General features: G+C 69.8%; 12 protein-coding genes. 5 read left to right on the top strand and 7 right to left on the bottom strand.

The window, feature by feature from the left end; genetic code table 11:
* Positions 1-31: 31 nt before the first annotated feature.
* Entirely contained in the window at positions 32-880 is an 849-nt protein-coding gene (locus tag HSO01S_RS01575) for an SGNH/GDSL hydrolase family protein (protein WP_066038816.1), read from the top strand.
* 47 nt (positions 881-927) lie between these two features.
* Here the strand turns inward: HSO01S_RS01575 and HSO01S_RS01570 are convergent, their stop codons facing one another.
* The 3 genes from HSO01S_RS01570 to HSO01S_RS01560 all read right to left on the bottom strand — a co-directional run bounded on the left by HSO01S_RS01570 (position 928) and on the right by HSO01S_RS01560 (position 4,671).
* A complete protein-coding gene (locus HSO01S_RS01570) occupies positions 928-2,181 on the bottom strand; it encodes a D-alanyl-D-alanine carboxypeptidase family protein (protein WP_066038815.1) in 1,254 nt (417 codons plus the stop codon).
* A 52-nt stretch (positions 2,182-2,233) separates the two neighbouring features.
* Positions 2,234-3,790, bottom strand: coding sequence for an APC family permease (locus HSO01S_RS01565; RefSeq protein ID WP_245635844.1), 1,557 nt, complete (start codon positions 3,788-3,790; stop codon positions 2,234-2,236).
* A gap of 65 nt (positions 3,791-3,855) precedes the next feature.
* On the bottom strand, positions 3,856-4,671 hold the full coding sequence (locus HSO01S_RS01560) for a TrmH family RNA methyltransferase (protein WP_066038814.1): 816 nt from the start codon (positions 4,669-4,671) through the stop codon (positions 3,856-3,858).
* Positions 4,672-4,783: 112 nt separating this feature from the next.
* On the opposite strand from HSO01S_RS01560, the gene HSO01S_RS01555 reads away from it, so the two are divergent.
* Together HSO01S_RS01555 and HSO01S_RS01550 are read left to right on the top strand one after the other, a co-directional pair.
* Positions 4,784-5,641 (top strand): Sir2 family NAD-dependent protein deacetylase, encoded by an 858-nt coding sequence (locus HSO01S_RS01555; RefSeq protein ID WP_066038813.1) that lies wholly within the window; start codon positions 4,784-4,786, stop codon positions 5,639-5,641.
* A gap of 33 nt (positions 5,642-5,674) precedes the next feature.
* A complete protein-coding gene (locus HSO01S_RS01550; RefSeq protein WP_084361198.1) occupies positions 5,675-6,301 on the top strand; it encodes a histidine phosphatase family protein in 627 nt (208 codons plus the stop codon).
* Here HSO01S_RS01550 and HSO01S_RS01545 read toward each other — a convergent pair.
* Positions 6,228-7,355, bottom strand: coding sequence for a glycosyltransferase family 4 protein (locus HSO01S_RS01545; RefSeq protein ID WP_066038812.1), 1,128 nt, complete (start codon positions 7,353-7,355; stop codon positions 6,228-6,230). The genes HSO01S_RS01550 and HSO01S_RS01545 overlap by 74 nt on opposite strands.
* Positions 7,352-8,287: an alpha/beta fold hydrolase gene (locus HSO01S_RS01540; protein WP_066038811.1), complete on the bottom strand. Its 936-nt coding sequence runs from the start codon at positions 8,285-8,287 to the stop codon at positions 7,352-7,354. Before HSO01S_RS01540 ends, HSO01S_RS01545 begins: the two co-directional genes overlap by 4 nt.
* 107 nt (positions 8,288-8,394) lie before the next feature.
* On the opposite strand from HSO01S_RS01540, the gene treS reads away from it, so the two are divergent.
* Positions 8,395-10,119 (top strand): maltose alpha-D-glucosyltransferase, encoded by a 1,725-nt coding sequence (gene treS / locus HSO01S_RS01535; RefSeq protein WP_066038810.1) that lies wholly within the window; start codon positions 8,395-8,397, stop codon positions 10,117-10,119.
* A gap of 138 nt (positions 10,120-10,257) precedes the next feature.
* Positions 10,258-10,989, top strand: coding sequence for an exonuclease domain-containing protein (locus HSO01S_RS01530; protein WP_066039112.1), 732 nt, complete (start codon positions 10,258-10,260; stop codon positions 10,987-10,989).
* Positions 10,990-11,052: 63 nt separating this feature from the next.
* On the opposite strand, the gene HSO01S_RS01525 is transcribed toward HSO01S_RS01530, so the two are convergent.
* Positions 11,053-11,310, bottom strand: coding sequence for a type B 50S ribosomal protein L31 (locus HSO01S_RS01525; RefSeq protein ID WP_066038809.1), 258 nt, complete (start codon positions 11,308-11,310; stop codon positions 11,053-11,055).
* A 72-nt stretch (positions 11,311-11,382) separates the two neighbouring features.
* Positions 11,383-12,165: an ABC transporter ATP-binding protein gene (locus tag HSO01S_RS01520; RefSeq protein WP_066038808.1), complete on the bottom strand. Its 783-nt coding sequence runs from the start codon at positions 12,163-12,165 to the stop codon at positions 11,383-11,385.
* Between the last annotated feature and the right edge of the window lie 14 nt (positions 12,166-12,179).

The following is a 12,179-nucleotide window of genomic DNA, read 5'->3' as shown; positions in this document are numbered from 1 at the left end:
CAGCTCGGCTCCGTGAGGAAGGATCAGCACGATGACGGAAGCGCACCCCTGGCGCCGGTATGTCGCTCTCGGAGACTCGTTCACGGAGGGCATCGGAGACCCGGAACCCGCGAGCCCGGGCGGCTACCGCGGCTGGGCCGACCGGGTCGCCGAGACCCTGGCGTCGACGACGGACGCCGACTTCTCGTACGCCAACCTCGCCATCCGCGGGCGCCTGCTGCAGCAGATCCTCGACGAGCAGGTGGAGCCCGCGCTGGAGCTCCGTCCCGACCTGATCACGATCTCGGCGGGCGGCAACGACGTCATCCGCCCCGGCACCGATCCGGATGCCCTCGCGGCCCGGTTCGAGGCCGGCATCCGGCGACTCCGCAGCGACGACGCGACGGTCGTCATCTTCACCGGGGTCGACACCGGCTTCACCCCCGTCTTCCGGGGCATCCGCGGCAAGGTCGCGATCTACAACGAGAACCTCCGGGTGATCGCCGAGCGCTACGACTGCCTCGTCGCCGACCAGTGGGGGCTGAAGGCGATCCAGGATGCGCGGATGTGGTCGGCCGACCGGCTGCACCTGAACCCGCTGGGCCACCACGAGGTCGCCCGGATGGTGCTGGAGACGCTGAACGTCGAGAACGACCTCCAGCCCGGCGAGCCCGAGCCGCTGCCGCGCAGCACCTGGCGGGCGGCGCGGGCGGAGGACCTGGTCTGGGCGCGCGTGCACCTGGTGCCGTGGGTCATCCGGCGGATCACCCACCGCTCGAGCGGGGACGGGATCACGGCCAAGCGTCCGATCCCCGAGCCGGTGTACGCCTCGCGCTCGGAGGCGGGATCGGGCGAGTCGGAGACGGCCACGCCGGCGGCGGACGACCAGACGACCAGCTGACCAGCCCAACAGCTGCGTAGCCGAACAGCCGACTAGCCGACAGCCGTCTACCCGAACAGCCGTCCGGGGTTCCCGAGCTTCCAGCCCGCGTCCGGCCCCGCGATGTCCGAGGCGAGCTGGAGCGGCACGGTGAGCTCCTCCCCAGCGACCGAGATCCCGGCGACCTCGTACCGGGCGTTCCCGACCACGGTCCCGGCCGACGCCTCGGTCAGCGGGTCGAGCGAGACCGACGGCGTGAAGGTCGCCTGCGACCACACCGCGGTGCTCACGGTCTCGGCGGCCACGACGTCCGAGGAGGCGCCCCACTCGGTCGTGTACGACCCGAGCACCTGCCCCTGGGTCACCACGTCGACGGTCTGGAAGCCGCCCTCGGCGCTCTGCAGCAGCGACACCACGGAGGCCTGCAGCTCGGCCTCGCTGCCCGCCCCGAGCACGGCGCCCACGAGCGTCACGGTCTCGGTCCCGACGAGGTAGTCGGCCGAGAACAGCAGGCAGTACCCGGCCTCGTCGGTGGTTCCGGTCTTCACCCCGTCGATCCCGGCGACGCCGAGCAGGTCGTTGGTGTTCTCGATCTCGCCCAGCTGGGGCAGGGTGTCGGTCTTCGTGCCCACGATCGGCGCGAGCACCGGGTCGGCGAGCACGCGGGCGGCCAGGGTGAGCAGGTCGGCCGTGGTGCTCCGCGAGCCCGGGTCGAGCCCGCTGGTGTCGACGACCGCGGTGCCGCTGAGCCCGTTCTCGGCGAGCCAGGCGTTCGCGGCGGTGAGGTAGGCCGCGGTCGAGCCGAACGCCCAGTTGGTCAGCGTCACGCTGTAGTTGTTGGCCGATTCGAGCAGCATGATCTCGATCACCTGCCGTTCGCTCAGCACCTGCCCCGGGAAGACCGAGGCCCAGGAGCCGTTGACCGCGATGGTCTGCTGCAGGATGGCCGCGTCGTCGTCGCTGATCGTGATGTCCGGCCCCTGGCCGCCGTCCGCGATCGGCTTCGCGTCGAGCACGACAAGAGCGGTGATGGTCTTCGTGATGCTCGCGATGGGCACCGACTCGGTCGAGCCGCTCGACCCGAGGAGCTGCTTCGTGGCCGAACCCTCGGCGATGCCGATCGCGCTCGAGCCCTGGGCGGGCGTGCTGAGCGCGGTCGCCGCGCTCGGAGCCGGGGCCACCTCGGCCACCGCGGCCGTGGCGGCCGGCACCGGGGCGAACAGCGAGACGGGGATGTAGGTGGCCAGCACCGCGAACAGCACGAGGGCCGCGCCCACGACGATTCGCCGGCGCCGGTAGACGGCGGGGCTGGCGGGACTCACCCGGCCATCCTAACCAACGGCCGCCTGCCCGGCCCTGGAAGCGGACCGTCCGCTACATCAACCCGCCGTCCACAGACCGCGGCATCAGCTGGTCGTCGTCCGGCACCAGCACCTCGGTGTCGCGGTTGAGGCTCTGGCCGCGGAAGAAGGGCTTCGACCCGGCGAAGAAGTACCAGACCACCATCAGCACCACCCCGATGGCGAGCGAGCCGATGCCGATCACGAAGACCCCGCCGATGCCGAAGATCACGGTGTAGCCGTAGTCGGGGTTGTACATGTCGATCGCCGACTGGATGAACGCCGCCGTCAGCATCAGACCACCGAGGAGCGGGAACAGGCCCTTGAAGAAGAAACTCCGGGCGGTCGTGAAGATCTCGCTGCGGAAGTACCAGATGCAGGCGAAGCTCGTGATCGCGTAGTAGAACGCGATCGCAAGGCCGATCGAGAGGATCGTGTCCGAGAGGATGTTCTCGCTCACGATCGTCATCCCCACGTAGAACACCGAGGCGACCACGCTCATGAAGATCGTGGCGAACCGCGGGGTGCGGAACTTCGGGCTGACCCGGCCGAAGGCGGCGGGCAGGGCCTTGTAGGTCGCCATCGCGAGCGTGCCGCGCGCGGTCGGCAGGATGGTGGTCTGCGTCGACGAGATCGCCGAGACGCACACCGCGATCACCAGCAGCCAGGCCCAGGGGCCGAACACCGCATCCTTCAGCGCGAGGAAGACGTCGCCCGAGTTCTCCTCGTTGCCGAGGCCCAGGCCGCTGTCGCCGAGCCCCGCGAACGACATCGCAGCGACGGTGACCGACACGTAGGTGACGAGCAGGATGACCGTGGAGAGGATGGCCGCGCGGCCCGGCGTGCGCTTGGGGTCTTTCGTCTCCTCGTTGAGCGCGAGACAGGTGTCCCAGCCCCAGTAGATGAACAGGCACAGCAGGATCGCCTCGGTGAAGCCCGAGAGTGAGGTGAAGGCGAAGGGGTTGAACCAGTCGGCCTGCGGCAAGGTCGCGCCCTCGGGCGCCGAACCGGTGAACACGTTCCAGAAGCAGATGCCCACGAACAGGGCCAGCGCGAGGTACTGCACGGCGAGCAGCACGTTCTGCAGCCGCTCGCCGATCTCGAGCCCGCGCACGCTGATGTAGGTCATCGCGGCGATGAAGACCACGCCGGTGGCCGTCACCAGCGGCACGTTGTCGTAGAGGTCAGGGTTGTCGGTCAGCAGCCAGAGGTACTTGCTGCCGATCTGCGCCAGGTTCGCCAGCACGATGATGCCGGCGACGGCGACCCCCCAGCCGGCCAGCCAGCCCACCCAGGGCCCGAAGGCCTTCGTCGCCCAGGTGAAGGCCGTGCCGCAGTCGGGCACCGCCCGGTTGAGCTCGCGGTACGCCGACGCGGTCAGGAACATCGGGACGAAGGCGATGATCATGGCGATCGGCGCCTGCGCTCCGACGGCCAGCACGACGAAGCCGACGGTGGCGGCGAGCGAGTAGACCGGGGCGGTCGAGGCCAGCCCGATCACGGTCGAGCCGAACAGCCCGAGGGTGCCCGGTTTCAGGCCCTTTCCGGCCCAGGCCGTAGCAGCAGGTGGAATGGTGGACTTCTCGCTCACAGCAGCCTCCCTGATAGGTAGGGGAAGCATATTGGGTCCGGACCCCGATGGTCAGTAGGCAATGACTACTCGCGCGCGGCGTACCTCAGCGCGTAGAGGGCCACCGCGCTCGCCGAGGCGACGTTCAGGGAGTCGACGCCGTGCAGCATCGGGATCTCGACCCGCACGTCGGCGGCGGCGAGAGCGCGGCGGCTCAGCCCGTCGCCCTCGGTGCCCAGCACGATCGCGACCTTCGCCGGCAGGGCGGCGGCGAACTCCGGCAGCGGCACCGAGTCGTCGCCGAGCGCGAGGGCGGCGATCGTGAACCCGGCGTCGTGCAGGAGCGGCGCCGCGTCCTTCCACTCCCCGATCCGGGTCCAGGGCACCTGCAGCACCGTGCCCATGCTGACCCGCACGCTCCGGCGGTAGAGCGGGTCGGCGCAGCGCGGGCTGATCAGCACCGCATCCGCCCCCAGCCCCGCCGCCGAGCGGAAGGCGGCGCCGACGTTGGTGTGGTCGACGATGTCCTCGAGCACCACGACGGTCTTCGCCCCGGCGAGCAGGTCGCGGGCGTCCGGCAGCATCGGGCGGTGCATCGAGGCGAGCGCACCGCGGTGCATCGCGAAGCCGGTGAGCTCCTCGAGCAGGGCGTCGTCGGCGACGAACAGCGGCACGTCGGGGAAGCGCTCGGCGATCCACTCGAGGTCGGGCAGCCACTTCTCCATCAGCAGCACCGAACGCGGGACGTGCGCGGCGGCCACGGCGCGCTCGATCACCTTGGCCGACTCGGCGAGGTACAGGCCCCCCGCCGGTTCCAGGATGCGGCGGAGCGCCACGTCGGTCAGGTCGGCGTAGTCGGCGAGCAGCGGATGCTCGAGCGAGGTGATGCGGAGGACGGGCACGAGACCCCTTCTGTGACGAGATTCACCCCCAACTCTGCCAGCCCGGAAACATTCCGGAAAACTCCGGTGTTTAGACTGCAAGAGCCGGGCACCACGCCGGCGAGGAGGTCACATGGTTCCGCTCGTGTCGTCGATGCCGGACGCGTCCGCCGCGCTCGCCGTCGAAGAGGCCGCCGAGGTGCTCGCCGGCCGTCGGATCGTCGTGCTCACCGGAGCCGGTGTGAGCACCGATTCGGGGATCCCCGACTACCGCGGCGAGGGCGCTCCCGCCCGCAACCCGATGACCTTCGACCAGTTCCTCTCCAGCCCCTCGTACCGCAAGCGCTACTGGGCGGGCAGCCACCTGGGCTGGCGCATGTTCGACGCGGCGCAGCCGAACGTGACCCACCGCATCCTGGCCGGCCTCGAGGAGGCGGGACTCGTGACGGGGGTGATCACCCAGAACGTCGACGGCCTGCACGCCCGGGCCGGCACCCGCCACCTGGTCGACCTGCACGGCTCGATGGACCGCGTGACCTGCCTCACCTGCGGCCAGACCTTCGCCCGGGCCAGCATCGCCGAGCGGATCTCGGCCGAGAACCCCTGGCTCACGGACCAGGGGCTGGTCAGGATGGCGCCGGACGGCGACGCCGACGTCTCGGAGTACGAGGCTTTCGTCGTGCCCTCGTGCACGGTCTGCGGCGGCGTGCTGAAGCCGGACGTCGTTTTCTTCGGTGAGTTCATCCCGACCGAGAAGTTCGCCGAGGCCTCCTCGATGGTGGCGGGATCGGACGCGATGGTCATCGCGGGCTCGTCCCTGGTCGTCAACTCCGGCATCCGCCTGCTCGAGCAGGCCCGCCGCCGGAAGCTGCCGGTCGTGATCATCAACCGCGGTGTGACCAAGGGCGACTCCCGGGCCGCCGTCAAGATCGACGGCGGGGTGGCCGAAGCACTCACCGCCCTGCAGGCCCGGCTGCTGCCCGACGCCTGATCCGAGCCGCCGCGGGCTCGTAGACTTGCCCCGATGACTACCTTCACCTTCGTGCGCCACGGGCAGACCGACTGGAACCTCCAGAAGCGGATCCAGGGGAGCACCGACATCCCGCTGAACGAGACCGGCCGCGAGCAGGCCAGGGAGACCGGGCGGATCCTCGCCGAGCGTCACTTCGACGGCATCGTCGCGAGCCCGCTCGGCCGCGCCCGCGAGACGGCCGAGATCATCGCCGCGGCCACGGGCCTCGGCGGGGTCGAGCTGGTGCCCGACCTGGTCGAGCGCAGCTACGGTGAGGCCGAAGGGCTCAACTCCGAGGAGCTGCGCGAGCGGTTCCCGGATCCGCTCGGCCCCGTCCCCGGTCGCGAGCGTCGCTCGCACGTCGTCGCGCGGGTGCTGCCCGCCCTGCAGGCGCTCGCCGAGGAGCACCCCGGCGAGTCACTGATCGTCGTCTCGCACGGCGGGGTGATCGGATCCCTGATCCGTTACGTGACCGAGAAGAAGCTGCCCGAGAAGGGCCACGCGATCCCGAACGGCTCCGCGCACGAGTTCCTGGTCGACGACGGCGAGCTCTCGATCGCCGAGTTCAACGGCGTCGCGATCGACCCGTCGATCCGGTCGCGAGCCCCGCTAGCGCTCGAGCTGACGCTTCCCAGCTGAACGACTCCGCCTGACGGCGTGAGGCCCGGGAGCGGCCGGCCCACTCCGCCGGGTCCTCCAGGGTGCGGACGGCCGCGGCGAACGCGGCCGCATCCTTCGCCGGGGCGAACAGGGCGGCCTCTCCCCCGATCTCGCGGAAGACCCCGATGTCGCTGACGACCACCGGGGTGCCCTGGCCCATCGACTCGACCAGCGGGATGCCGAAGCCTTCGTCGAGGGACGCGGTGACCAGGGCGGTCGCCTGGCCGAGCAGGCGCTGGTACTCCTCGTCGCTGACGCCGCCGTGGAAGACGAGCCGCGCCTCGGGATCGATTGCGCGCAGACGCGCCTCGTCGGCCTCGCTCGCGCGGCTGAGCAGATGGAGCGTGTAGTCGGGGAGCTCGGCCGCCGCCCGCACGAGGGTCGCGACGTTCTTGTAGGGCATGAACGAGCCCATGTAGAGGAGCGACTTCGCCTGGGATCGTGCCGCTGCGTCCGCGGCGGCGGCCTCGGCGGTCACCCGTGGCGGGAGGTCGGCGGCGTTCCGGGCCACGGTGACCGGGCGCCGGGTCAGCCGGTGCTCGGCGATCAGGTCGCGCGTGGTGTCGGACACCGTCACGATCGCGTCGGCGCCGTTCAGGAGCATCCGCTGCGGCCACCAGGCCTTGTGGTAGAGCCGCCAGAGCACCCGCACGAAGCCGGGGAGGTCGCGCGGCGGCTCGGGGTTGGAGTAGTAGATGAGGTCGTGCACGGTCAGCGCGAGCCGGTAGCGACGGCCGAGCGTGCCCATCGTCTGCATCGGGCTGATCACCATGTCGGGCCGGCTGCGGTTGACCTGCAGGGCGACGAGGGGCTCGCGCACACTGGTCGGGCCGGAGACCTTCACCCAGGGCAGGCCGGGGAGCATGGCGAGCTGGCGCTCGTCGCTGATGATCATGCTGAGCTCGATCCCGGCCACCGCCGGGTCGCCCGCGTCGATCAGCTCCTTCAGGGCTGTCGCGACCCCCGCCGTGTAGCGGCTGATGCCGTCGTGCCGCTCGAGGCGGGTGTACCGGCAGTCGACGGCGAGCCTCACGCGAGGAACTCCGTGATCGCCTGCGCGGCTTCGACGGGCTTCTCGTAGTGGATCAGGTGGCCGACGTCGTGCAGCACGACGAGCCGGGCGTCGGGCATGGCGGCCTGCACGCGGTGCTGGGCCTCGATCGGCGTGATGTCGTCCCTGTCCGCGGCGATCAGCAGGGTCGGCACCGTGATCCGCGCCGCGTACTCGCTGACGTCGTCGCCGACCGAGGCGCGGAAGGCGTCCAGCACCACCGTGCGGTTCGCGAACGCCGAGAAGTACCGGTCGTGCTGGTCGTGGATCCAGCGCCGCAGCGGCTTCTCGCGGGTCTTCGCCATCGTGACGCTCATCACGCGCACGACCAGCGGGCTGCCCAGGATGGCGAAGCCGAGCTTCTCCGGCACGGCGGCGGCGAACCGGTAGTAGCCGATCGCCAACCGGGTCATCACGCCGCGCGGGCCGGTGAGGGCCGGGGCGGCGATCGGGTTGATCAGGATGGCTGCATCGGCCTCGAGGCCCGGCTCGCTGCCGAGCGCGGCCGCGACGATGATCGATCCGAACGAGTGGCCGAGCACCACGAGGCGCGCCTCCGGCGACTCGGCGCGGAGAGCCGGGACGATCTCGCGCAGCCAGGCGGAGTAGCCCGGCACGTCGTGCACCGCGTCGAGCGGGGTCGACACGCCGAAGCCCGGAAGATCGGGGGCGACGATCCGCGTGCCCGCGTGCGCGTCGCCGCCGAGCTGGGCGATCACGGGTTCGAGGCCGTGGTGATCCCCCCGGTAGCCGTGCACGACGACGATCAGGGTGCGTGCATCCGCTCTGGCCTGGGGATCGGCCCCGGATGCGCCGTACTCCCACAGGTGGGTGCTGCTGCCGGCGACCTCCATCACCCGCTCCACCACGGGCATCCGGGAGAGCTCTTCGGCGTAGGGCGAGGCGACGGTCATCCGCTCAAGCATAGACGCGCCCTTCCGGCCGGAGCGGTTTGGACTAACGTGATTCAGGGATCGCTCCTGCCGGTCACCCGTTCCCCCCGTGCTCCGAAAGGACCCCCGTGAACTACACCGCTCCCATCCAGCAGCCGGGCCTCACCCTCGATCCGCAGTGGTACAAGCGGTCGGTGTTCTACGAGGTGATGATCCGGTCGTTCGTCGACTCGAACGGCGACGGCTTCGGCGACATCGCCGGCCTGATCTCGAAGCTGGACTACCTGCAGTGGCTCGGGATCGACGCGCTCTGGCTGCCCCCCTTCTTCATGTCGCCGATGCGCGACGGCGGCTACGACGTCTCGGACTTCACGGCCGTGCTGCCGGACTACGGGACGGTCGAGGAGTTCCGCGACCTGGTGACCAAGGCGCACGAGCGCAACATGCGCATCGTGATCGACTTCCCGCTGAACCACACCTCGGACGCGCACGAGTGGTTCCAGAAGTCGCGCGAAGACCCCGAGGGCCCTTACGGCGACTTCTACGTCTGGAGCGACACCGACGAGAAGTACGAGAACATCCGCATCATCTTCGTCGACACCGAGGAGTCCAACTGGACCTTCGACCCCGTGCGCCGGCAGTTCTTCTGGCACCGGTTCTTCTCGCACCAGCCCGACCTCAACTTCGAGAACCCGGCCGTGCACGAGGCGATCTTCGACACCGTGCGGTTCTGGTTCGACATGGGCGTCGACGGCATCCGGCTGGATGCGATCCCCTACCTCTACGAGTCCGACGAGGGCAACGGCGAGGGCGAGCCGAAGACCCACGAGTTCATCGTGAAGCTCCGCGAGATGATCGACAACGAATACCCCGGCCGCATGCTCGTGGCCGAGGCCAACCAGTGGCCCCGCGAGGTCGCCGCGTTCTTCGGCACCGAGGAGGAGCCGGAGTGCCACATGGCCTTCGACTTCCCCGTCATGCCGCGCATCTTCTACTCGCTGCGGTCGCAGAAGGCCGACGAGCTGGTGCGGGTGCTCTCCGAGACCACCGACATCCCGGAGTCCGCCGCCTGGGGCGTCTTCCTCCGCAACCACGACGAGCTGACCCTCGAGATGGTCTCCGAGGAGTACCGGCAGGCGATGTACGGCTGGTACGCCTACGACCCGCGGATGCGGTCGAACATCGGCATCCGCCGCCGGCTCGCTCCCCTGCTCGACAACTCGCGCGCCGAGCTCGAGCTCGTCCACGCCTTGCTCTTCGCCCTCCCGGGCAGCCCGTTCCTCTATTACGGCGACGAGATCGGGATGGGCGACAACATCTGGCTGCCCGACCGCGATTCCTCCCGCACGCCGATGCAGTGGACGCCGGACCGGAACGCGGGCTTCTCCACCGCCGACCCCGGCAAGCTCTTCCTCCCGGTCGTGCAGTCGCTGGTCTACAACTACACGCTGGTCAACGTGGAGTCCCAGCTCGCGCAGTCCCGGTCGCTCCTGCACTGGGTGCGGAACGTCATCCACGTGCGGAAGGCGCACCCTGCCTTCGGGCTCGGCACGATGGAGGTGCTGCCGACCGACAGCGACTCCGTGCTCTCCTTCGTGCGGAGCTACGAGGGCTCGGGCGCCTACTTCGGCGACGGGCCGGAAGACCTGCTCTGCGTGTTCAACTTCGCGCACAACCCGGGGTCGGCCACGATCACCGCGCCGCAGTTCGCCGGGCGCCGGTTGTTCGACCTGTTCGGGCACTCGGAGTTCCCCTCGTTCGACGACGAGGGCACGGTCACGCTCACCTTCGGCACGCAGACCTTCTACTGGCTGCACGTGGGGCAGCGCACGGAAGAGACCGAGGGTCGCTGACCCGTGTGTCGGTGCCTCTGGAGTCGCTGGAGGCGCGGCAGACTGACGGGTATGACGATCACCGCTCCGACCCTGTTCGATCTCGAGCCGGAGCCGGTCTCGGCCCCGGTGTCGGCGGCTGATGACACGATCGCCGCAATGGATACGATCGAGCAGTCAGTCGCCACCGCCGTCCTTCCCGCCTGGGCCGAGAGACTCGCGGTGTTCGACCTTGAGACCACCGGCATCGACGTCGAGACCAGCCGGGTCGTCACCGCGAACGTCAGCGTCCTCGACGCGACGGGCGCTACGGTCTCGCGACGCGACTGGCTGGCCGATCCGGGTGTGGAGATCCCGGAGCAGGCCACGGCCGTGCACGGCGTCAGCACGGCGGACGCCAAGGCCAACGGCCGGCCCGCGGCCGAGGTCGTGGGCGAGATCGTCGGTGAGCTGCGCCGCGTCTTCGCGGAGGGGTACTCGCTCGTCATCTACAACGCGCCCTACGACCTCACCCTGCTCAACCGCGAAGCGGTGCGGCACGGCATCGCGCCGCTGGTGCCCGGCCCCGTGGTCGATCCCCTCGTGATCGACAAGCAGGTCGACCGATACCGCAAGGGCAAGCGCACGCTCGAGGTGTCGGCCGCGTTCTACGGGGTCGAACTGCTCGACGCCCACGATGCCGGGGCCGATGCGATCGCGGCGGGCCGGGTGGCCCAGGCCATCGCTGTCAAGTACGCGGGCGAGCTCGACCTGTCGCCGCACGACCTGCACGCCGCCCAGTCGGCCTGGCACGAGGCGCAGTGCGATTCGTTCGAGGACTACATGCGGCGCACGCGCGACCCCGCCTTCACCTCACGACGCGGGTGGCCCGAGGTGCCGCCGCGCGTCTAGGCACGGACAGCGAAAGACCCCCACCGGCCGAGGCCGTGGGGGTCTTTTCGTGTGGGGCGGAGACTACTTGCTGCCGCCGAAGCCCTTGTATCGGCTGTTGAACTTCTCGACGCGGCCGGCCGAGTCGAGGATGCGCTGCTTGCCCGTGTAGAACGGGTGCGACTCGGACGAGATCTCGACGTCGATCACCGGGTAGGTGTTGCCGTCTTCCCACTCGATCGTCTTCGCGCTCGACACGGTCGAACGGGTGAGGAACGTGGCTCCCGACGCGAGGTCGCGGAACACGACGGGTGCGTACGTGGGGTGGGTGTCAGACTTCATAGTGGTGTCCTTGGTTCTACGGCGGGGAAGGAAATCGTGGGCCAGAGGGCCAGCTGACGAGTTTAGCAGGTTTCAGGCCGCGCGAGCGGAGAAACGCCCGTCGTCCTCGCTCAAGGCGATCGGCAGTCCGAAGGTCTCGGTGAGGTTGTCGGCCGTGAGCACCTCGCCGACCGCGCCGCTTGCCACAATGCCCTCCTTGTTGAGGAGCAGGGCGTGCGTGAATCCGCGCGGGATCTCCTCGACGTGGTGGGTCACCATCACGATCGCCGGGGCCTCGGGAGCCGAGGCGTAGCCGCCGAGCAGCTGCAGCAGCTCCTCGCGGGCGCCGAGGTCCAGGCTCGCGGCCGGCTCGTCCAGCAGCAGCAGCTCCGGGTCGGTCATGACCGAGCGGGCGATCTGCACGCGCTTCTGCTCGCCGTCGCTGAGCGAACCGAACAGCCGGTCCGACAGGTGATCGAGCTTCCACTCGCTCAGCACCCGCTGGGCGCGGCGGAGGTCGATGTCCTCGTAGGCCTCGTTCCACCGGCCGGTCACCGAGTAGGCGGCCGTCAGCACGACGTTCAGCACGGTCTCGTTGGCCGGGAAGCGGCGGGCCATCGCGCTCGAGGCGAAGCCCACGCGGGGCCGCAGCTCGAACAGGTCGACCTGGCCCAGCGTGCCCTCGAGCACCTGTACGGTGCCGCCGGACGGGTGGCTCATCGCGGCCGCGATCTGCAGCAGGGTGGTCTTGCCGGCGCCGTTGGGCCCGAGCACGACCCAGCGCTGATCACCGTCGACTTTCCAGTTCACCCCGCTCAGGATGGGATTTCCATCGCGGACAACCGAAACGTCTTCGAGATCGAGCACAGTGGGCATGCTCCAAGCCTAAC

The organism is Herbiconiux solani NBRC 106740 (assembly GCF_001571005.1).
Lineage (GTDB): Bacteria > Actinomycetota > Actinomycetes > Actinomycetales > Microbacteriaceae > Herbiconiux > Herbiconiux solani.
Note: the sequence above shows the minus strand (reverse complement) of the source record. Positions and strands in the feature narration are given on the sequence as shown.

Coding starts and splice junctions, on each gene's coding strand:
- HSO01S_RS01530 (WP_066039112.1), top strand. CDS start 10,258: ATGGATACGATCGAGCAGTCAGTCGCCACCGCCGTCCTTCCCGCCTGG.
- HSO01S_RS01520 (WP_066038808.1), bottom strand. CDS start 12,165: ATGCCCACTGTGCTCGATCTCGAAGACGTTTCGGTTGTCCGCGATGGA.
- HSO01S_RS01540 (WP_066038811.1), bottom strand. CDS start 8,287: ATGACCGTCGCCTCGCCCTACGCCGAAGAGCTCTCCCGGATGCCCGTG.
- HSO01S_RS01525 (WP_066038809.1), bottom strand. CDS start 11,310: ATGAAGTCTGACACCCACCCCACGTACGCACCCGTCGTGTTCCGCGAC.
- HSO01S_RS01575 (WP_066038816.1), top strand. CDS start 32: ATGACGGAAGCGCACCCCTGGCGCCGGTATGTCGCTCTCGGAGACTCG.
- HSO01S_RS01555 (WP_066038813.1), top strand. CDS start 4,784: ATGGTTCCGCTCGTGTCGTCGATGCCGGACGCGTCCGCCGCGCTCGCC.
- HSO01S_RS01550 (WP_084361198.1), top strand. CDS start 5,675: ATGACTACCTTCACCTTCGTGCGCCACGGGCAGACCGACTGGAACCTC.